Origin of the sequence: Acidovorax sp. Root568 (genome assembly GCF_001427445.1) — a bacterium.
GTDB lineage: Bacteria > Pseudomonadota > Gammaproteobacteria > Burkholderiales > Burkholderiaceae_C > Acidovorax > Acidovorax delafieldii.
Window position 1 is genome coordinate 259,407 of the sequence record NZ_LMGP01000014.1, and the last position, 20,709, is coordinate 280,115.

At 66.1% G+C, this 20,709-nt stretch carries 19 protein-coding genes; 15 read left to right on the forward strand and 4 right to left on the reverse strand.

Features of this window, described 5'->3' with window-relative positions; genetic code table 11:
* Nucleotides 1-24 precede the first annotated feature (24 nt).
* The 5 genes from ASD75_RS10775 to eutC are packed head-to-tail and all read left to right on the forward strand — an operon-like array spanning nt 25 to nt 5,724.
* A complete protein-coding gene (locus tag ASD75_RS10775; RefSeq protein ID WP_056745522.1) occupies nt 25-1,032 on the forward strand; it encodes an ABC transporter ATP-binding protein in 1,008 nt (335 codons plus the stop codon).
* Nucleotides 1,029-2,705: an ABC transporter permease subunit gene (locus ASD75_RS10780; RefSeq protein ID WP_056745524.1), complete on the forward strand. Its 1,677-nt coding sequence runs from the start codon at nt 1,029-1,031 to the stop codon at nt 2,703-2,705. Before ASD75_RS10775 ends, ASD75_RS10780 begins: the two co-directional genes overlap by 4 nt.
* Nucleotides 2,706-2,714: 9 nt before the next feature.
* A complete protein-coding gene (locus ASD75_RS10785) occupies nt 2,715-3,491 on the forward strand; it encodes a DeoR/GlpR family DNA-binding transcription regulator (protein WP_056745527.1) in 777 nt (258 codons plus the stop codon).
* A gap of 26 nt (nt 3,492-3,517) precedes the next feature.
* On the forward strand, nt 3,518-4,912 hold the full coding sequence (locus ASD75_RS10790) for an ethanolamine ammonia-lyase subunit EutB (RefSeq protein ID WP_056745529.1): 1,395 nt from the start codon (nt 3,518-3,520) through the stop codon (nt 4,910-4,912).
* Nucleotides 4,909-5,724, forward strand: a complete 816-nt coding sequence (eutC, locus tag ASD75_RS10795; RefSeq protein WP_056745891.1) for an ethanolamine ammonia-lyase subunit EutC — start codon at nt 4,909-4,911, stop codon at nt 5,722-5,724. The genes ASD75_RS10790 and eutC overlap by 4 nt, the downstream gene beginning before the upstream one ends.
* A gap of 119 nt (nt 5,725-5,843) precedes the next feature.
* Here the strand turns inward: eutC and ASD75_RS10800 are convergent, their stop codons facing one another.
* Complete coding sequence (locus ASD75_RS10800) at nt 5,844-6,962, reverse strand: class I SAM-dependent methyltransferase (protein WP_056745531.1); 1,119 nt, start codon at nt 6,960-6,962, stop codon at nt 5,844-5,846.
* Between the two features lie 10 nt (nt 6,963-6,972).
* Between ASD75_RS10800 and ASD75_RS10805 the strand changes: the two genes are divergently transcribed.
* The 7 genes from ASD75_RS10805 (at nt 6,973) to ASD75_RS10835 (ending at nt 13,536) form a co-directional block, all read left to right on the forward strand.
* Complete coding sequence (locus ASD75_RS10805) at nt 6,973-7,767, forward strand: SDR family oxidoreductase (protein ID WP_056745533.1); 795 nt, start codon at nt 6,973-6,975, stop codon at nt 7,765-7,767.
* A gap of 33 nt (nt 7,768-7,800) precedes the next feature.
* Nucleotides 7,801-8,184, forward strand: coding sequence for a dihydroneopterin aldolase (locus ASD75_RS10810; protein ID WP_200947583.1), 384 nt, complete (start codon nt 7,801-7,803; stop codon nt 8,182-8,184).
* Between the two features lie 4 nt (nt 8,185-8,188).
* The gene (gene ttcA / locus ASD75_RS10815) at nt 8,189-9,172 is read left to right on the forward strand and encodes a tRNA 2-thiocytidine(32) synthetase TtcA (protein WP_199227596.1); all 984 of its coding nucleotides are present in this window, start codon (nt 8,189-8,191) and stop codon (nt 9,170-9,172) included.
* Nucleotides 9,173-9,227: 55 nt separating this feature from the next.
* Nucleotides 9,228-9,839 carry a DUF4136 domain-containing protein gene (locus tag ASD75_RS10820; protein ID WP_056745538.1) on the forward strand — a complete coding sequence of 204 codons (612 nt, stop codon included), beginning with the start codon at nt 9,228-9,230 and terminating at the stop codon, nt 9,837-9,839.
* 23 nt (nt 9,840-9,862) lie between these two features.
* Complete coding sequence (locus ASD75_RS10825) at nt 9,863-10,504, forward strand: histidine phosphatase family protein (RefSeq protein ID WP_056745541.1); 642 nt, start codon at nt 9,863-9,865, stop codon at nt 10,502-10,504.
* Nucleotides 10,488-11,654 carry a DSD1 family PLP-dependent enzyme gene (locus tag ASD75_RS10830; protein ID WP_056745543.1) on the forward strand — a complete coding sequence of 389 codons (1,167 nt, stop codon included), beginning with the start codon at nt 10,488-10,490 and terminating at the stop codon, nt 11,652-11,654. Before ASD75_RS10825 ends, ASD75_RS10830 begins: the two co-directional genes overlap by 17 nt.
* Before the next feature lie 79 nt (nt 11,655-11,733).
* Nucleotides 11,734-13,536 carry a lysoplasmalogenase family protein gene (locus tag ASD75_RS10835; protein ID WP_056745545.1) on the forward strand — a complete coding sequence of 601 codons (1,803 nt, stop codon included), beginning with the start codon at nt 11,734-11,736 and terminating at the stop codon, nt 13,534-13,536.
* Here ASD75_RS10835 and ruvB read toward each other — a convergent pair.
* The 3 genes from ruvB to ruvA form a co-directional block, all read right to left on the reverse strand.
* Nucleotides 13,493-14,554 carry a Holliday junction branch migration DNA helicase RuvB gene (ruvB, locus tag ASD75_RS10840; RefSeq protein ID WP_056059575.1) on the reverse strand — a complete coding sequence of 354 codons (1,062 nt, stop codon included), beginning with the start codon at nt 14,552-14,554 and terminating at the stop codon, nt 13,493-13,495. The two genes, ASD75_RS10835 and ruvB, sit on opposite strands and share 44 nt — an antisense overlap.
* A gap of 13 nt (nt 14,555-14,567) precedes the next feature.
* On the reverse strand, nt 14,568-16,328 hold the full coding sequence (locus ASD75_RS10845) for a trypsin-like peptidase domain-containing protein (protein WP_235511599.1): 1,761 nt from the start codon (nt 16,326-16,328) through the stop codon (nt 14,568-14,570).
* Between the two features lie 227 nt (nt 16,329-16,555).
* Nucleotides 16,556-17,131 carry a Holliday junction branch migration protein RuvA gene (ruvA, locus tag ASD75_RS10850; RefSeq protein WP_056745549.1) on the reverse strand — a complete coding sequence of 192 codons (576 nt, stop codon included), beginning with the start codon at nt 17,129-17,131 and terminating at the stop codon, nt 16,556-16,558.
* A gap of 80 nt (nt 17,132-17,211) precedes the next feature.
* Between ruvA and ASD75_RS10855 the strand changes: the two genes are divergently transcribed.
* From ASD75_RS10855 to ASD75_RS10865, 3 genes are all read left to right on the forward strand, one after another.
* A complete protein-coding gene (locus ASD75_RS10855) occupies nt 17,212-18,168 on the forward strand; it encodes a PhoH family protein (RefSeq protein ID WP_056059579.1) in 957 nt (318 codons plus the stop codon).
* Nucleotides 18,169-18,230: 62 nt separating this feature from the next.
* Nucleotides 18,231-18,692 (forward strand): rRNA maturation RNase YbeY, encoded by a 462-nt coding sequence (ybeY, locus tag ASD75_RS10860; RefSeq protein ID WP_056745551.1) that lies wholly within the window; start codon nt 18,231-18,233, stop codon nt 18,690-18,692.
* 188 nt (nt 18,693-18,880) lie between these two features.
* Nucleotides 18,881-20,683, forward strand: a complete 1,803-nt coding sequence (locus ASD75_RS10865; protein WP_156401001.1) for a hypothetical protein — start codon at nt 18,881-18,883, stop codon at nt 20,681-20,683.
* The last annotated feature ends 26 nt before the right edge of the window (nt 20,684-20,709 follow it).

The following is a 20,709-nucleotide window of genomic DNA, read 5'->3' on the forward strand; positions in this document are numbered from 1 at the left end:
CGTACTCCCCAAGGACCACACACCATGTCCCTGCAGATCACCGACCTGCACAAGAGCTTTGACGGCCAGGTCGCGCTCGAACGCATCCACTTCGCCGTGGCCGCCTCGGAGTTCGTGTGCCTGCTCGGCCCCAGCGGCTGCGGCAAGACCACGCTGCTGCGCATCATCGCGGGGCTGCTGCCTGCCGATGGCGGCCGCATCACCCTGGGTGGGCGCGATCTGGCCACGCTGCCGGCACGCGACCGGGGCTTTGGCATCGTGTTCCAGTCGTACTCGCTGTTCCCGCACATGACGGTGGCGCAGAACGTGGGCTACGGCCTGGCCATCCGCCGCACACCGCCCGATGTGGTGCAGGCGCGGACGGCCGAGCTGCTGGACATGGTGAAGCTGGCCGACTATGGCGGGCGCTACCCGGCGCAGCTGTCGGGCGGCCAGCAGCAGCGCGTGGCCATTGCGCGGGCACTGGCGGTGAACCCTTCGCTGCTGCTGCTCGATGAGCCCCTGTCGGCGCTGGATGCGCGCGTGCGCGCCGACCTGCGCCACGAACTGCGCGAGGTGCAGCGCCGCCTTGGCATTCCCACCATCATGGTCACGCACGACCAGGAAGAAGCCCTGGCCATGGCCGACCGCATCGTCTGCATGCAGGGTGGGCGCATTGCACAAGCGGGCTCACCGCGCGAGCTGTACCTGGCGCCGCGCACCCGTTTCGTTGCCAACTTTATGGGGCACAGCAACCTGCTGCCGCCTGCCCAGGCCCGGCTGCTGCAGCCCGCGCTGGGCGATGCGCCCGAAGGCATGGCGCCCGAATCCGCCCTGCTGTGCATCCGCCCCGAACGGCTGCAACTGCAGGCCAGCGCGCAGGGCGCGGGCCGCGTCACTGGCACCACGTTCCTGGGCAGCATCCAGCGGGTGCAACTGCGCTGGAACGACCTGGACCTGCTGGCCGAATCCAGCAGCGCCAGCAGCTGGGAGGTGGGCCAGAGCGTGGACATCTCGGTGGGCGCGCAGGACTGTGCCTGGGTGCACGCATGAGCACCACTGTCACCCCCCAACTGCCACCCATGCATGCCAGCGAGCGCTGGCTGCTGCGCGCCTGCCTGCTTCTGCCGCTGGCCGCGCTGGTGCTGTTCTTTGGCGTGCCCATGCTGGCCATTGCCTGGCGCAGCCTGGTGCAGGACACGGGCGGCATCGGCTGGGGCAACTACGCCGCGCTGCTCGACACCCCCGGCGTGTGGCGGGCCCTGGCCAACAGCCTGCTGCTGGGCGCAGTGACCACGGCCGTCACGCTGGTGCTGGCCTTTGTGGTGGCGTTTGGCCTGGAGCGCACCGGCATGCCGGGCCGCCGCTTTGTGGCCGGGGCGCTGGCGCTGCCCATGCTGGCGCCCTCGCTGGTGCTGGGGCTGGGCCTCATCTTTTTGCTGGGGCGCAATGGCATCGTGGGCAAGATGCTGGGCGTGCGGCCCGAAATCTATGGGTTCTGGGGTCTGCTGATTGCGGACGTGCTTTATGCGCTGCCGCAGGCCGTGCTCATCGTGCGCACCGCGTTGCGCCAGGGCGATGCCCGGCAGTACGACGCCGCCGAGGTGCTGGGCGCCACGCCGTGGCGACAGTTTTGCGACATCACGCTGCCGCAGGCCCGCTACGGCCTGCTGAGCGCGGGGTTTGTGGTGTTCACCATCACCATCACCGACTTTGGCAACGCCGTGGTCATTGGCGGCAACTTTGCCGTACTGGCCACCGAGATCTACAACCAGGTCAGCGGGCAGATGAGGTTTGGCATGGGCGCGGTGGTGGGCATGCTGCTGCTGGCGCCCGCCGCGTTGTCGGTGTTCATCGAACGCATGGCCGCACAACGTGCCGGGGCAGGTGCCGAATCGGCCCTGCCGCCCACGCCCACCCGCCGCCCGGGGCGCGATACCGCATTCTTCATCGCCTGCATGGGCATTGCGGGCAGCATCGTGGCCCTGGTGCTCACGGTGGTGGTGGCCAGCTTCATCCGGCTGTGGCCCTACCGGCTGGACCTCACGCTCAAGCACTACGACATCACCATTGCGGGGGGCTATGCGCCGCTGTGGACCTCGGTGTGGGTTTCGGCCCTCGCCGCCAGCGTGGGCACGGCGATGCTGTTTGTGCTGTGCTTTGGCATCCGCCGCCTGCCGGGGCGGCTGGCGCAGGCGGCCACGGCGCTGTCGGCCCTGCCGGTGGGCGTGCCCGGGCTGGTGCTGGGGCTGGCCTATGTGTTCACCTTCAACACCGCCACCTGGCCCTGGGGCATGCTGTATGGCACGGCCATCTTGCTGGCGCTGTGCAACTACTACCACTACCACACGCAGGGTTTCATGACCATGATGACCGGCATGCGCAACGTGCCCACCACGCTGGAAGACGCCACCACCGTGCTGGGCGGCAGCACCGCCCGCGTGCTGCGCGATGTGTACCTGCCCGCGCTGCTGCCTACGTTGCTGGCGGTGCTGGTGTTCTTGTTCATGCGCTCCATGGTCACGCTGTCGGCGGTCATCTTCCTCATCACGCCCTCGCTGCCCATGGGGGCGGTGACGGTGATGCGGCTGGATGAAGCGGGGCTGACTTCGCAGGCGGCAGCGTTCTCTACCTGCATCATGGCGGTGGTGGGGTCGCTGGCGCTGCTGCTGCACTTTGGCACGCAGCGCCGCGTCCGACGCGCCCCAGGCTCCAAGCCCGCCTAACATCGCCCCATGCTGCAAGAAGAACGTTTCCTCCGCATCCGCACCCTGCTGTCCACGCTCTCGCGGGTGAGCACGGAGCGCATTGCGCAAGACCTGGATGTGTCGCGCGAGACCGTGCGCCGCGACATCCTCGCGCTGGAGTCGCAGGGCATTCTGCGGCGCGTGCACGGGGGCGTGGTGGCCCAGGGGCCAGAGCCAGAACCCCCGCTGGCCGTGCGCCAGGCGGTGCGCGAGCGCGAAAAACGCGCCATCGCCCGCGCCGCCCTGCAGCTGCTGCAGCCGGGGCAAACGCTGTTCATTGATGCGGGCAGCACCACCACCCTGCTGGCCGAAGCGTTGTCCAGCCTGTCGGGCCTGACCATCATTACCAACGGGCTGAACGTGGCGCTCAAGCTCGCTGCAGCCGACGCCGGGCGCAACACACGCAACGACGTGATCCTGCTCGGTGGCCGCACCGACCCTGCCGTGCAGGCCACGCACGGCGACACCACCGTGGCCGAAATCCACCGCTACCGCGCCGATGTGGCCCTGCTCTCGCCCGTGGGCATCAGCGTGCACAGTGGCGCCACCAGCTTTGAACACCACGAGGCCGCCGTGGCCCGCGCCATGGCTGCGCAGGCCAAGGAGCTGATCTTGCTGGCCGACCACAGCAAGGTGGGACAAGCCAGCCGCGTGACCTATGCCAGCCTGGCCGACGTGGGCACGCTGGTCACCGACGCAGGTGCCCGGTCCTTGCCCGCCTTCTCGGCACTGCAGGCAGCGGGCTGTCACATCGTAGTGGCCTGAGGCATTCACAGGGGGCAGAACGCACCATGGCCTACCAGCACACCATTGGCGGCGAGCGCTGGCAGTTCAGCGATCTGCGCGAAGTGATGGCCAAGGCCACGCCGCTGCGCTCGGGCGACGCCCTGGCAGGCGTGGCAGCCACATCGGCTGTGGAGCGCATGGCCGCGCGCCTGTGCCTGGCCGACATCCCCCTGACGCGCTTTCTGAGCGAGGCGCTCATCCCCTACGAAAGCGACGAGGTCACGCGCCTGATCCTCGACACCCACAACGCCGCCGCGTTCGCGCCCCTCGCCCATCTCACCGTGGGGGACTTCCGCAACTGGCTGCTGGCCCACAGCACCGACAGCGCCATGCTCGCCGCCGTGGCACCCGGCATCACGCCCGAGATGGCGGCGGCCGTGAGCAAGCTCATGCGCAACCAGGACTTGATCGCCGTGGCGCGCAAGTGCCGCGTGGTCACGCGGTTTCGCAACACCATCGGCCTGCCGGGCCACCTGGCCGTGCGGCTGCAGCCCAACCACCCTACGGACGACCTGCGCGGCATTGCGGCGTCGATGATCGACGGCCTGCTGTACGGCGCGGGCGACGCGGTGATTGGCGTGAACCCGGCCACCGACAGCATCGCCGCGCTCACCGGGCTGGTGCACATGCTGGGCGATGTGATCGAGCGGCTGCAGATCCCCACCCAGTCGTGTGTGCTCACGCATGTGACCAACACGATCCAGATGGTGGAACAAGGCGCGCCGGTGGACCTGGTGTTCCAGTCGATTGCGGGTACCGAGGCGGCCAACGCGAGCTTTGGCATTTCGCTGGCGCTGCTGAAGGAGGCGCGCGACGCGGCGCTTTCACTGCAGCGTGGAACCCTGGGCGACAACGTGATGTATTTCGAGACCGGCCAAGGCAGCGCCCTGTCGGCCAACGCCCACCACGGCGTGGACCAGCAGACCTGCGAGGCGCGGGCCTACGGCGTGGCCCGCGCGTTTGCGCCGCTGCTGACCAACACGGTGGTCGGTTTCATCGGCCCGGAATACCTGTACGACGGCAAGCAAATCATCCGCGCGGGCCTGGAAGACCACTTCTGCGGCAAGCTGCTGGGCGTGCCGCTGGGCTGCGATGTCTGCTACACCAACCACGCCGAGGCTGACTCCGACGACATGGACACGCTGATGACGCTGTTGGGCACGGCGGGCCTGACTTTCATCATGGGCGTTCCGGGTGCGGACGACATCATGCTCAACTACCAGAGCACCTCGTTCCACGACGCGCTCTACCTGCGCGAGGTGCTGGGCCTGCAGTGCGCGCCCGAGTTTGGCGCCTGGCTGCAGCGCATGCACATCACCGATGCAGGCGGACGCCTGCTGCCTGCCCACGATCAACACCCGGCGCTGGCACAAATGCGGCAATGGAGGCTGGGCGCATGACACACGAACCAGCGCCACACGGCATCCCTCCCGACCCCTGGGACGACCTGCGCGCCCACACCCAGGCGCGCCTGGCCCTGGGGCGTGCGGGCGCAGCCCTGCCCACGGCCGAGCTGCTGCGTTTTGGCCTGGCCCATGCGCAGGCGCGCGACGCCGTGCACATCCCGCTGGCCGCAGAAGCGCTGGCCGCCCAACTGCAGGCCCAGGGCTGCGCGACGCTCCCCGTGCACAGCGCCGCCCCCGACCGCGCCACCTACCTGCTGCGCCCCGACCTGGGCCGCCGCCTGTGCGACGCCGATGCGCAGGCGCTGCGCGACCTGGGCGATCAGCACAGCGGCGGCCGCCCCGTGGACCTGCTGCTGCTGGTGGCCGACGGCCTCTCGTCCCTGGCCGTGGCGCGGCAGGCGCCACCGCTCATCGGCGCGATTTGCCAACAGGCGCCCGCAGGCTGGCAGCTGGGCCCCGTGGTGATTGCCCAACAGGCCCGCGTGGCACTGGGTGACGAGGTGGGCGCGCTGTTGGGCGCGCGCCTGGTGGCGGTGCTGATCGGCGAGCGGCCAGGCCTCAGCTCGCCCGACAGCCTCGGCATCTACCTCACCTGGCACCCGCAGGTGGGGCGCCACGATGCGCAGCGCAATTGCATCTCCAACGTGCGGCCCGAGGGCCTGCCCCCGGCCGCCGCCGCTGCGCGCCTGTGGTGGCTGTGCCAGGAGGCGCGGCAACTGGGGCTGACGGGGGTGGGGCTGAAGGACCGCAGCGATGCGGTGACGCTAGCGGCAGACCAAGGCGGCGACGCAGCGCAGCTGCGTTGAGCCCCCCCAAGGCACACCGCGCAAAGCAGTCCCAAACCGACCGCGAGCCTCTGAACCCGCGCAGCAACGCCTTCCCATCTCTGCCCTAGGACGGGACGGCAAGGCCGCCATCGCGCCGCCTACAGCCGGTGCGAGCGGTCTCCGTGGCTGAACCCCAGCGGCTCCCATGGCTCGCCCGCGCCCACAGCCAGCACCTTGAACAGCTCGCCCATCTCGTGTTCCATGATCAATTTGGCCGCTGTTGCCCGCTGGGCTTGCGGTAACTGCTCCATCTTGGGTAACAAGCCGCAATTGATCAAAAAATGCGCCTGCGTGGTGTAGCCCAGCACATTCAGGCCCGCCTCCTGCGCGGCCAGTGCCATGGCGGTGAAGTTGACGTGGGCGGTGATGTCTTTGAGCCCCACCGCCACCAGCGGGTCGCCATCGGCCAGGTGGCCCTGGTGGCACATCACGGTGCCCATGTGGCGCTGGGGGTGGTAGTACTCATCTTCGCCAAATCCATAGTCCAGCAAGAAGGCTGCGCCGCGCGTGAGCCGGTCGGCCAGCATGCGCATGAAGCCTTCGCCCTGGGCGTGGATCTCGGTCAGGTAGTCCTGCGGGCCTTCGATGTCGATGGGCGGGCGCAGGTCGGTGGGGCGGTCGGCCCAGGCAAAACTGCCGTCCTGAGCTACCGCCACTCCGCGCTCATGCCACACACCGCCCTGCTGGCCGCCGTGGCGGGCGAGCAGTTGCACGGGCATGGCATCGAGCACCTCGTTGCCCACCACCACGCCGCTGAATTTCTCAGGCAAGGCATCCACCCAGCGCAGCTTGTGGGCATGCGCCACCAGTTTGGCCTGCTGGCGCGCGCGCAGGCTGCCCGACAGATCGACGATGGTGTAGCGCTGCACCTGGTCGCCCAGCGTATCCAGCAACTGCAGCGCCAGCGCGCCCGAGCCCGCGCCGAACTCCCAGACCTCGTCGGTGCCGGTTTGGGCCAGCGCCTCGCCCACCTGCACGGCCAGGGTCTGGCCGAACAGTGGGGTCATCTCGGGCGCGGTCACGAAGTCGCTGCCCGACTCCGGCATGGCACCGAATTTGGTGGAATCGTTGGCGTAGTAGCCCAGGCCGGGCGTGTACAAGGCCAAGGCCATGAAGCGATCAAAACCCAGCCATCCACCCTCGGCGGCAATGGCCTGGGTGATGTGCTGGTGCAGGGCGGTCGTTAAACTGTCGGGTCTTTGGGTCACGGCCCGCATTGTCCCCCACATGTCCATCCCTCCCCTTCCCCACCGCCCCCGCACCGTGCTGGTGACCGGTGCCGCCAAGCGCCTGGGTCGCAGCATTGCGCTGGCCCTGGCTGCCGGCGGCTGGCAGGTGGCGGTGCACTACCGCTCGTCAGCGCAAGATGCTATCAATACAGCAGCTGAATGTGCAAGATTGACTAGCGCAAGCGCCCATTTTGAGGCCGATTTTGATGACGAAGCCGCCGTGCGCGGCCTGCTGCCCCGCGTGGTGGCGCACTTTGGCAGCGTTGACGCGGTGGTCAACAGCGCCTCCCTGTTCGAGCACGACAACGTAGAGACCTTTGGCTTTGCCGCGCTCGAAAAGCACCTGCGCAGCAACACCGCGGCCCCCGTGCTGCTGGCCCAGGCCCTGCACCAGCATTTGGCCGACCGGGTGGCGGCGGGTGAGGCCGACGCGCAGGGCGCCGTGGTCAACCTGCTGGACCAGAAGCTCTGGAACCAGAACCCCGACTTCATGAGCTACACGCTCTCCAAGGCCGCGCTGGAAGCCGCCGGCACCATGCTGGCGCTGGCCCTGGCGCCGCGCGTGCGTGTGGTGGGCGTGGCACCCGGCCTCACATTGACCAGCCATATGCTGAGCGACGAAAAGTTCGCCCAGCTGCATTCCCTCAGCCCCCTGGGCCGCTCTTCCACCGCCGAGGACGTGGCCGCCACGGTGAAATTTGCGCTGGAGAACCGTTCCATCACCGGCACCACGCTGCTGGTCGATGGCGGCCAGCACCTGATGAAGTTTGACCGCGATTTCTCGTTGATGTGAGCCCAGCGCTTGCGCACACAACGAGCCCCCCCCATGACACAGACCCCTTCCCAGATGACTGGCACGCAGATCCTGACGCTCACCGGTTTGCGCTTCGATGCCAACCTGGGCATCCTCGACCACGAAAAGACCGACCCGCAACCCATCCAGGTCGATGCCGAACTGAGCCTGGGCGTGCAGCCGCTGGCCCCGCGCGACGACGACATTGGCCATGTGCTGGACTACCGGCGTGTGCGCCAGATCGTCATCGACGAGTGCACGGCCGAGCATGTGAACCTGCTGGAGAGCCTGATCGGCAAGCTGGCCAACCGCCTGATGCAACTGCCCGGCGTGCTGGGCGTGCGCGTGAAGATTGCCAAACTCGAAATTTTTGACGACTGCGAAGTGGCCATTCGCGTCGAGACAGGACAGTGGTGACCCCATGAGCACCGTAGTGAACGAAGCCCCGACCACCAACCCCGCCCTCTCCGCCCCCGTCGGCTGGGCCGACGAGCCTGCAGAGGCAGCCGCCAGCGGCGCCGCCCGCATGAAGATCGAGCGTGAAACCCACAAGCTGGAAAAGCGCCTGTGCCGCGAAGTCGGCAAGGCCATCGTCGACTTCAACATGATTGAAGAAGGCGACAAGGTGATGGTGTGCATGTCCGGCGGCAAGGACAGCTATGCGCTGCTCGACATCCTGCTCAAGCTCAAGGCCCGCGCGCCCATTCACTTTGACCTGGTGGCCGTGAACCTGGACCAGAAGCAGCCGGGGTTTCCTGAGCATGTGCTGCCCGAGTACCTGGCCAGCACCGGCGTGCCCTTCCACATCGAGAACGAGGACACCTACAGCATCGTCAAGAAGCTGATCCCCGAGGGCAAGACCACCTGCAGCCTGTGCAGCCGCCTGCGCCGGGGCATTCTGTACCGCGTGGCCGATGAGCTGGGCTGCACCAAGATCGCGCTGGGCCACCACCGCGACGACATCCTGCAGACGCTGCTGCTCAACATGTTCTTTGGCGGCAAGATGAAGAGCATGCCCCCCAAGCTGGTCAGCGACGATGGCAAGCATGTGGTGATCCGCCCGCTGGCCTACGTGGCCGAGAAAGACACCGCCCGCTGGGCTGCGCACCGCAACTTCCCCATCATCCCGTGTAACCTGTGCGGCAGCCAGGAGAACCTGCAGCGCAAGCAGGTGGGCGAGATGCTGCGCGAATGGGAAAAGCGCTTCCCCGGCCGCGTGGAGAACATGTTCAACGCCCTGCAGAACGTGGTGCCCTCGCACCTGCTGGACGGCAGCCTGTACGACTTCAAGAACGCCAAGGCCACCGGCATCGCCAGCGAAGACGGCGACAAGGCCTTTGACAAGGAAGAGTTTGCGGCGCCATCGCCATCGCTGCCCGGCGTGCAGGTGGTGCAACTGTCGTGAACTGCCGGGGCCAGCGGCACTCTCACGGAGATCCTTGTTTCAGGACACTCTGACCATGACACAACGCCGATGGATTCCCGCCCTGCTCCTGGGCCTCACCGTCACCCTGCTCGCAGGCTGCAGCACCACCCGCGTGGTGGAGGGCCAGGTGCAGAGCTTCTCAACGCTGGCGGCCGTGCCCGCACCTGCCACGTACCGCATTGAGCGCCTGCCTTCGCAGCAGGCCCCTTCGTTCGACACTATCACCACACTGGCCGAACAGGCCCTGGCGCGCGCGGGCCTGCAGCGCGACGATGCTGCGCCCCGCCTGCTGGTGCAGCTGGGCGTGCAGGCCGACGCCGTGCCGCGCTATGACCCGTTCCGCCCGTACGGCGCTTACGGCCCCGGCCCCTGGGGCATGGGCGGCTGGTATGGACGGGGCTGGGGAGTGCATGGCATGTGGCGTTTTGGCGAGCCCACGCCCCTGCACCGCCGCGCGGTCAGCATCGTGATGCGCGACGCCAGCACCCAGGCCGTCGTGTACGAAACCTCCGCCGTGCACGAAGATGTGTGGGTGAGCGATCCGGCCATCTATGGCGTGCTGTTCGACGCCGCACTCAACGGCTTTCCGAAGCCGCCCGAGGGGCCACGGCAAGTACGCCTGCCATTGGTTCCGCCCTCACACTGATTCCCTCTACGCCTGTCTATTGCATGCACGCCACCCGCATCGTTGCCATCCGCCACGGCGAAACCGCCTGGAACGTGGACACCCGCATCCAGGGCCACCTGGACATCCCGCTCAACGACACCGGCCTGTGGCAGGCCGCCCAGGTCGCGCAGGCCCTGGTGGGCGAACCGATTGCAGCCATCTACTCCAGCGACCTGCAACGCGCGCACGCCACCGCCCAGGCCGTGGCCCACACCACAGGCGCCCCGTTGAAGACCGAGCCGGGATTGCGCGAACGCAGCTTCGGGCACTTCCAGGGCCGCACGTTTGCCGAGATCGAGGCCGAACTGCCCGAGGACGCATTGCGCTGGCGCAAGCGCGATCCCCACTACACGCCTGAGGGCGGCGAATCCCTCGTCACCTTGCGTGATCGCATCGAGCGCACCGTGACTGCGCTGGCGCAGCAGCATGTGGGCGAGCAGGTGGTGATGGTGGCGCATGGCGGCGTGCTGGATGTGCTGTACCGCCTGGCCACGCGCCAGGACATCCAGGCGCCGCGCACCTGGCAACTCTCCAACGCCGCCATCAACCGCCTGCTGTGGACGCCTGACGGCCTCACCCTCGTCGGCTGGGCGGACACCCAACACCTTGACCAGATTGTCGTGCGCGATGAAAACCATGCCTGAATTGCAATCCACCATCGGCCAGCGGGTGGACGCTATCGACACCCCCGCCCTGGTGGTGGACCTGGATGCCATGGACCGCAACATCCAGCGCATGGCCGACTTCGCGCGCAAGCACCACGTGCGCTGGCGCCCCCATGCCAAGCTGCACAAGAGCGCCGAACTCGCGCTGCTGCAGCAACGTGCCGGCGCCCAGGGCGTGTGTGTGCAGAAAGTGGCCGAGGCCGAGGCGCTGGCCGCTGGCGGGGTGGATGACATCACCATCACCAACCAGGTCATTGCCATGCCCAAGCTGCACCGCGTGGCGCGGCTGGCGGCGCTGCTGGCGGCACGCGGCGGTCGCCTGGGCGTGGCCGTGGACCACATCGATGGCATCGAACGCCTGGCCGAAGCCATGGCGCAGTACGGCAGCGACGCGGGCATTGATGTGCTAGTCGAGATCGACGTGGGCCAGGGCCGCTGCGGCGTGCCGCCGGGCGAGGCCGCAGTACCTCTCGCTCTGGCCGTGTCGCGCAGCCCCCGCCTGCGGTTTGCGGGGCTGCAGGCCTACCATGGGCGCGCCCAGCACCTGGCCAGTAGCGTGGGTCGGCGCAAGGCCATCGCCAAGGTGGTGGAGGCGGCCTATCACACGCGCCAACTCATTGAGGCCGAGGGCCTTGCCGTGCCGCTGATCACCGGCTCGGGCACCGGCACCCTGGTGCACGAGGCTGCCAGCGGCGTGTTTGGCGAGCTGCAGGCGGGCTCGTTTTTGTTCATGGACGCCGACTACGCCCGCAACGAACGCGACCCGGCCCAGCCCGCGTTTGAGCACGCGCTGTACGTCAAGACCCAGGTGGTGTCGGTGCGCGACACCCACGCGGTGTGCGATGCAGGCCACAAGAGCCATGCAATCGACTCGGGCCTGCCCACCGTGGCCCTGCTGCCCGCCGACCGCACCCTGCGCTATGCCAACGGGGGCGACGAGCATGGCTTGCTCTACGCGGACGCTCCCGATGCCCGCCTGCCCAGCCTGGGACACATGCTCTGGCTCATCCCTGGCCATTGCGACCCCACGGTCAATCTGCATGACTTTTTGATCGGCGTGCGCGGCGGTTTGGCGGCCGGCACGGTGGAGCGCATCATCCGGGTGGATGCACGGGGAGCGCTGACATAGGCGCAGCCCTCTAAACGCCGGGGCTATAGGGGTTCACCTGCCCCGGTGTGAGCTGGCTGCTGGACCACAATCCGGCAACATGAGCCCCAGCCAGATCATCGTCCTTGCCACACCCGTCTTTTTCCTGCTGATCGCCATTGAGCTGGTCATTGGCTTCAAGCGCCAGCGCAACACCTACCGCCTGGCCGATGCCGTCAGCAGCATCAGCCTGGGCATGCTGAGCCAGACCAGCGCAGTGTTCACGCGGCTGCTGCGCATTGGCATCTACACCGTCCTGTTCGAGCACGTGGCGCTGTGGCGCAACGACGCGTTCTGGACCAGCCTGCCCGGCTGGCTGCTGGCGCTGGTGTTCTACGACTTCTGCTACTACTGGCTGCACCGCATGGGGCATGAATCGGCGGTGCTGTGGGCCGCGCACGCGGTGCACCACCAGAGCCAGGACTACAACCTCAGCACCGCCCTGCGCCAGACCAGCTCGGGCGCACTGCTGGGCTGGATCTTTTATGTGCCCATGGCACTGGCGGGCGTTCCGCCGCTGGTGTTCGGCGTCGTGGCGCTGATTGACCTGCTCTACCAGTTCTGGGTGCACACCGAGCAGGTGGGGCGCCTGGGCTGGTTCGACCGCTGGTTTTGCAGCCCCAGCAACCACCGCGTGCACCATGCCGTCAACGATGCCTATCTGGACAAAAACTACGGCGGCATCCTGATCCTATGGGACCGACTGTTTGGCACCTTCAAGGACGAAGACGACCAGGAAAAATGTGTGTATGGCACGCGCGGCCTGCTCAATAGCTGGGACCCACTGTGGGCCAACGCCCAGGTGTACGCGGGGCTGGCGCACGACAGCTGGCACGCGCGCAGCTGGCTCGACAAGCTCAAGGTCTGGATCAAGCCGCCGGGCTGGCGGCCTGCGGACGTGGCGGAGCGCTTTCCCAAGCCGGCCTTCAGCATGGCGCAGATGGCGCTCTACCACCCACCGATGTCGCGCGCCGTGCAATGGTTTGCACTGGTGCAGTTTGTGCTGCTGCTCGGGGGCGTGGCGGCCTTTTTGTGGCAGGCCGATGCGGCGCCGCTGGCGCACAACGCCGTCTGGTTCGCCGTGCTGCTGACAGTGCAATGGTCGCTGGGCGCTGTGATGCAGGGGCGCCTTCGCATGCTGATGGCGCTGATTCTGCAAAGCGCGGCACTGGCCACGGCCACCAGTGCGCTGGAGTTCACGCAATGGCATTGGCTGTTCAAACCGCTGACCATCGCGATTGCTATTATTTTGGTAGCTGCCAGTGCATATTCGACTAGCGCAAGAGGTGCACCAGGCGCAAAAACTCCCTGGGTCTTGCTGATCGCGGCCCTGGGCGGGTCATTGGCGGGGGATGTGTTTCTCATGTTCCAGGGCTTTTTCATCCCCGGCCTGGTGAGCTTTCTGGTGGCGCATCTGTTTTATGTGGCGCTGTTCAAAAGTGGACAGGCGTGGTTTCCGCACCGGGGTGCGCTGGTGGCCACGCTGGGCATCGGCGTGGCCATGTACGCCTTTCTGTGGGCGGGCGGCCTGCCGTCTGCACTCCGCGCCCCCGTCGCGGCCTATGTGCTGGTGATCGCGCTGATGGCGGCCCAGGCCATTGGCCGCGCCACCGTGTTGCGCGACGCCGCTTCGCTGTGTGTCGCGATCGGCGCCGGATTTTTCATGCTCAGCGACTCGCTGCTGGCCACCAACCGGTTTGTGACGCCCCTGCCCATGGCGCAGGTCTGGGTGCTGGCGACGTATTACGCTGCACAGGCGCTGATCGTGGCAGGCATGCTGCGGGGCACAGCCCGCGCAGAGCCCAGCTCTGCCACGCCCCTCACACCCCAAACAGATCTTGCCCGCTCGCCTTCGGCGGCGTAACCCCCAGGTGGCGGAACGCCGCCAGCGTGGCAATGCGCCCGCGCGGCGTGCGCTGCAGGAAGCCCTGCTGGATCAGATAGGGCTCGATCACGTCCTCGATGGTGCCGGCCTCTTCGCCAATGCTGGCCGCGATGTTGTCCAGCCCCACGGGGCCGCCATCGAAGCGGTGGATCACGGCTTCGAGCAGCTTGCGGTCCATCACGTCAAAGCCTTGCGGGTCCACATCGAGCATGGCCAGCGCCTTGTCGGCAATGGGTTTGGTAATGCGCCCATCGCCCTTGACCTCTGCATAGTCGCGCACCCGGCGCAGCAGCCGGTTGGCAATGCGCGGTGTGCCGCGCGAGCGGCGGGCGATCTCGAAGCCACCTTCCTCATCCATCGGTGCATGGAGCAACCCGGCACTGCGCTGGACAATGCGCGCCAGCTCCTCTGCCGTGTAGAACTCCAGCCGCGCCACGATGCCGAAGCGGTCGCGCAACGGGTTGGTCAGCATGCCCGCACGCGTGGTGGCGCCCACCAGGGTGAAGGGCTGAAGGTCCAGCTTGATGCTGCGCGCTGCCGGCCCCTCGCCGATCATGATGTCGATCTGGTAGTCCTCCAGCGCGGGGTAGAGGATTTCCTCCACCACGGGTGACAAGCGGTGGATCTCGTCGATGAAGAGAACGTCGTTCTTTTCCAGGTTGGTCAGCAGCGCCGCCAGGTCCTTGGGCTTTTCCAGCACCGGGCCGCTGGTCTGGCGCAGGTTCACGCCCAACTCCGCCGCGATGATGTGCGACAGCGTGGTCTTGCCCAGGCCGGGCGGGCCGAACAGCAGCACATGGTCCAGCGCCTCACCCCGCTTCCTCGCCGCGCCGATGAAGATTTCCAACTGCTCCCTGGCCTTGGCTTGGCCCACATACTCCTGCAAGAGTTTGGGGCGCAGGGCACGTTCGATGGCCTCCTCTTGGGGGGAAACGGGAACTGCGGAGATGACGCGTTTGGCGGGGGCAGGGGTGAAGTCGTCGGTCTGGATGGTCATTGCCGTAGCTTACTTACTGGTTCGCCCAGGCGTAGTAAGCGACTCCTTCGTAGCGGTAGTCAGGCATGCTGGCCTGGATGAAATCCCGCTCTGAGGGGCTGGTCGTATAGAAATGCACGCCTTTCGAGAGACGGTAGAACCGATAGACAGGAATCCCACCTCCTGCTGCACTGGGCATTGCGTACCAAGCGATGCCCTCCAGCTGGAAATCCGGGTTACTGCGTTGCACACTATCCCGCTCTGCAGGATTGATGGTGTAAAAATGTGCCCCGCCGGTGAGGCCATAAAAGCGGTACACCGCACTGTTACCCGACTGCAGCGCCGCTTGGGCATAGAACGCAATGCCCTCGTAATTGAACACCGGAAAATTCACGACGGTGTTGTCGCGCTCTGCTGCGCTGGTGGTGAAGAAGTGGGCCCCCGTGGTGCCGTTAAAAAAACGGTAGACGGGCACACGCACTCCGGATGACGGTGTCTGCGGCTGGCCAGACGACAGCCAGTTTTTCAGCGCCGTGTTGTATGCGACATCAAAGCGGCCATAGAACTCGGGAGACGAGATGGAGGTGCAGCTTGCGCTGCCACCGTACAGTGTCCCAATGACCTGGGTACCGCCTTTGAACAGAGCTGAACCGCTGCTACCGCCTTCGGTGGTACCTTGGCTCCAGTTCACACGATAGAAATTGCCCGACGAACCCACGCACTGGAATTGGGTTCCACTGGTGGCCGTGCAGGAAGTCAAGCTGTTCAATGCGCCAATACTCACCTTGAGCAAATCACCCCGGGGATGATGCAGGCCCACTACCGACGCGCCCGTGGCCTGCGTGCTGGCATCCCACCCGGCAAAGAAGGCCCCCGCTGGCGGCGTGTCGTTGAGCTTGAGCAACGCCGTGTCGGTAACGTCCGTTGCGTAGAGCAACACCGCACCATTCAGACGCTTGGTGGTTGCGCTGGAAAGGGTGCGGCTGTTGCATGTCGGAGCACGGTAAAACCAGTCGGTCTGCAGCGAAGACGCCTCTGTCTGGGTGGAAATGCAATGGTTGGCCGTCAGAAAGTACGGCGTGCCAGAAGACTGTGCGTCATTGAGCAGCGTACCGGTACATACATAGGTCCCACCACCGGACGTAAAGATCATGCGGGCAACGGCGTTGCGCTGGTTGGCATAGGCCTCATAGCAACTGGCGTCCAACTGGCACGAAGCCGATTCGTTGATCTTGGCAGTCAGTTCACCTTCTGTGGGAATCGACAGATTTTCGAAGATGTGGGAGACGCGTGGCACCGAGATATCCACGGCGTCCGGGGCTACGCCAGCGGGCAACTCCAGCTCCAGGGTCACCTCGTGCGAACCCAGGTCCGGGGACCACCAGGTCTGGCCGTCGATCGAGGTGTCGCCCGCCTGCGCATTACGTTCAATGCGCTGCATCACTTCATGCCCGGCAATCTGAAAAACTGAGGCTGCATCTGCTTGGCTGTACACACGCAGTACAGCGCCTGGAGGCAGCTTTCGGGCGACCACCCCCAGGCGCAGGCCATAGGCCCCCTCGGCGGAGAAGCTGATAGCCGCCACCTGACCGCCGCTGGAAGTGGGGGTCCAACGGAACTGCCGCAATGTTTGCGGTGCGGCTCGGGTAGCTGCTACGTCACGCGCAACGCCCACTTGGCGCGGACCGATGCCACCGCCAGCGGGAGTTGCCTTGGCCTCGGCCAAAGCGCCCAGGCTCACCAATGAGGGTACAGGCGGGGACGCCAGCATACCGCGCGACTTGACGTTGGACACCCCCTGGTCGGCACTGACAGGCTGCACCCACCCATCTACTTGCAGAACGGCGGAGGAAGTCTGTGCAAGGCCTTCCTGGCCCCCGCCGCCACACCCCGCCAGCAGCGCAGCCGCTGCCGCAAACCCCCACCCCAAACGAGCGAACATATTAGATTTCATTTTTTCCCCTGGCCCCAAACAAATCATCATTGAACACTGAAATGCGCCGCGACGAAAGCCAACCGTGACTACTTTGCCAGCGCCTTCAGCGCCAGCTTGATCCCCTCACTCACCCCCACCTCCGCTGGCAGCGCCTTGAGCGCCGCAGCCGCCTCCTTGTCGCTGTAGCCCAAAGCCAACAGCGCCTGCAGAATGTCGGCTTGCGCATCGCTGGTGGCCGCGCCATGCACAGCCCCCATGTCCGCACCCAGCTTGCCCTTGAGCTCCAGCAGCAAACGCTCGGCTGTCTTTTTGCCGATGCCCGGCACCTTCACCAAACGGCCCGCCTCCTGCAGAGTAATCGCCTGCGCCAGATCGCTCACGCCCATCCCGCTCAGGATGGACAGCGCCGTGCGCGGCCCCACGCCGGAGATCTTGATCAGCTCACGAAACGCCTGGCGCTCAGGGGCGGTTGCAAAGCCGTACAGCAGCTGAGCATCCTCACGCACGATGAACTGTGTCAGCAGGCTCACACGCTCGCCCACGGCGGGCAGGTTGTAGAACGTGCTCATGGGCACATTCACTTCGTAGCCCACGCCGTGGCAGTCCAGCAGCACCTCGGGGGGATTCTTCTCCAGCAGGGTGCCGGTCAATTTGCCTATCATTGATGTCCTTTGACGACGCGGGCATGACATGCCGCGCCGCCGTTCTTGCTGTTTTCCGTTGCCTGACTGGAATTATCCGCGTGATCCTGCGCCACACCTTCACACCCCACAACAACACCCGGCTGACCCACCTATGTGGCCCGGCCGATGCGCACCTGCGCACCATCGAGGTGGCCTTGCAGGTGAGCATTGCGCACCGGCACGAGCAGTTCAAGGTCGACGGCCCCAAGGCCAAGGCCACGCAGGCGATGGAGCTGCTGCAGGCACTGTATGAGATGGCCGAGCGCCCCATTGGCGAGGACTATATCCAGCTGATGCTGGCGGGCGACAGCGAACTGCTGGAGGCCCCGGACGACGCCATCATCCTCAACACCCGCCGTGCGGACCTGCGCGGACGCACCCCCACGCAGAACCTGTACCTGCAGAACATCGCCACGCACGACATCACCTTCGGCATCGGCCCTGCCGGCACCGGCAAGACGTATCTCGCCGTGGCCAGTGCGGTGGATGCATTGGAACGCAGCAGCGTGCAGCGCATCGTGCTGACCCGCCCGGCGGTGGAGGCTGGAGAGCGCCTGGGCTTTTTGCCCGGCGATCTGGCGCAGAAGGTGGACCCTTATCTGCGCCCGCTGTACGACGCGCTGTACGAGCTGATGGGACACGACAAGGTGCAAAAGGCGTTTGAGCGCAACGCCATCGAGATTGCGCCGCTGGCCTTCATGCGCGGTCGCACGCTGAACAACGCCTTCGTCATCCTCGACGAGGCACAGAACACCACGCCCGAGCAGATGAAGATGTTCCTCACCCGTATCGGCTTTGGCGCCAAGGCCGTGGTGACCGGTGACGTCAGCCAGATCGACCTGCCCAAGGGCACCCTGAGCGGCCTGATCGACGCCGAGCGCGTATTGAAGCGCGTCAAGGGCATCTCGATCACCCACTTCACCAGCGCCGACGTGGTGCGCCATCCGCTGGTGGCCCGCATCGTGGACGCCTACGACGCCCCCCGCCGTGCCGCAGCGGCCCGTACCCGCGACTGAACTCCTAATTTGATAGCTACTTACGCTTATAAATTGGGCACTAGTAGCCCAAAACACCTCAAATGTCCTTAAACCAACTCTCCCTGTCGCTGCAGTTCGGCTCTTTTGATGAAGCTGCCGCCCACCGGGCCGTGCTGCCCCGCCACAAGGTCACGCGCTGGATTCGCCACGCGCTGGCCACCGACGCCGAGATCACCGTGCGCATCGTGGGTGCCGAAGAGGGTCAGCAGCTCAACCGCGAGTACCGCAAGAAGGACTACGCCACCAACGTGCTCACCTTCGACTACACGCAAGAGCCCGTGGTGACCGCAGACCTGGTGCTGTGCGCCCCCGTGATCGAGCGCGAGGCGAAGGAGCAGAACAAGAGCCTGGAACAACACTACGCCCACATGCTGGTGCATGGCACGCTGCACGCCCAGGGATGGGACCACGAGACGAGCGAGGCCGACGCCGAGGAGATGGAGGCGTACGAGACCGACATCCTGCAAGAGCTGGGCTTCGCCGATCCTTACGCGATCTCCTGAACGCCATCCCGACTGCCGAGGGCAGTGGCGCAATTTTTACCATTTGGTACAAAATGCTCACATCTCCCGGGGCCTGGCGGCATTTTGATCAGCGACGATTGACTCCTCCAGTGGGCGTCTCGCAGACCCGTCGGCACTCCCGCCGCGCGCAGCGCCTGTCTCCCCCTTTTCTTTGAGGAGTCTTCTCTGTGATCCATTTCCAGCGACCCCCTGCGCCCGTAGCGAATTCGTGCCTGCCATGCTTGTATCGCGCATTGCTGCTGGCGGCGCCACTCGTTCTGGCGGCCTGCGGGGGCGGCAGTGGCGAATCAACGCCCGCCGGACTCCCTGCCCCTTCCGGCTTCGGCGTGGCGAGCTACGGCCCCAAGACCTACAACTTCGGCTGGGCCGTCACCCCGGGCGCAACGCGCTACGAACTGTTCGAGGACCCTGATGGCGCAGCAGGCCCCAAGCCTGAGGCGCTCGAAAGCACCGGCGCCGCCAATAACGTCACCAGCGACACTGTGCGGATTCAGGTGCCACTGCACGAGCGGGTGAACGCCAGCTACCGGCTGCGCGCCTGCGACGGGAGTGGCTGCGGTCCGTTCACTGCCGCGGTAACACCCGACATCACACAGGCCATAGGACGCTTCGACCTTGCTGGCGGCGATCTGACCAAGCGATTTGGGGCCTACGAGAACACCATTGCCCTGTCGGCCGACGGTTTAACGCTGGCCGTCGGTTCGCCCCGCGAGGGCAGTTCAGGTGACCTGGCAGGGGCGGGCGCGGTGTACGTCTTCAGCCGCAGCCAGTCAGGTATTGGCATGCCAGCCCCTGCCTGGGGTCTGCGGGCGCGACTGGAAGGCAGCAGTCCCGCCGCAAAGATGGCCTTTGGCGCTAGCCTGGCGCTGTCGGCCAACGGTCACACGCTGGCAGTGGGTGCGCCCGAGGAAAGAAGCAATGCGCGCGGCATCAACGGAGATGCGACCAACCGCGACGCGTATGGCGCGGGGGCTGCTTATGTCTTCATCGACAACGGCAGCACCTGGATCCAACGGGCCTACATCAAGCCCCGCAACACGGCAGCGAAGGTCGAGACCTGCAGCCGCCTGGACATCTCGGGTACATACGTATTTCCATGCACCCCCCAACACTTTGGATTCAGCGTGGCTCTGTCCGCCGACGGGAACCTGCTGGCGGTAGGAGCACCTGAAGAAGGCGCTAACTTCACCCTGGGGACTTCCGCCGTGCTGGGCGGGCTCACCTTCACCGGCGAAACCATTTTGGGGGGCGGCGTGGGAGCCGTTCACACCTTTGCCCGCAAGAACGGCGGCTGGGTCGAGCAGGCGCACCTGCCAGGCAGCAGCGCTGACCCAACCATAGCTCGCTTCGGGGCGGTTGTAGCCCTGTCCAGCGACGGCACAGTGCTTGCGGCGAATACCGACAAGGACATCTCGGTCCTGACACAGCTCGGCGATACCTGGAGTGCACCCACACAGGTGTGGCGCGTTCCTACCATCGGTGTGCAGCCGGGTTCGCACAATCCCTTCGCAATGTCCAAGGACGGAAGCACACTGGCGGTCTTGGACCGCTCTGCAGGTCCTGACGTTCAGCTGCGAACATTCACTCGCACGGGGGACACCTGGACGCAGCAGCCTGCACTGCCGGTCAAGCTTGCCGACCAGGGCTTTTCCAACAATGTGATGTTGTCGCTTTCTGCCGATGGCCGCACGCTCGCCTTGGGCGACTTCAACGAAGCCAGCAACGCCTCCGGCATCAATGGCAACCCCAACAACGAAGCCTTGCCTTTAGCCGGGTCCGTCAATGTCTACCGCCGCGACGGCACTACGTGGGCCCATCGCGCCTACCTCAAGGCTCCCCAATCGGAAACACTTGCGCGCTTCGGTGCCAGCGTCGCCTTGTCCAGTGATGCCCGCACCCTGGCCGTGGGTACCAGCCGTGCCACGTACGGCGCGGCACCCATCAAAGCCGACACCGCTTATTTGTACTGATGACATCGGCGGTGGGAGCCTCACTG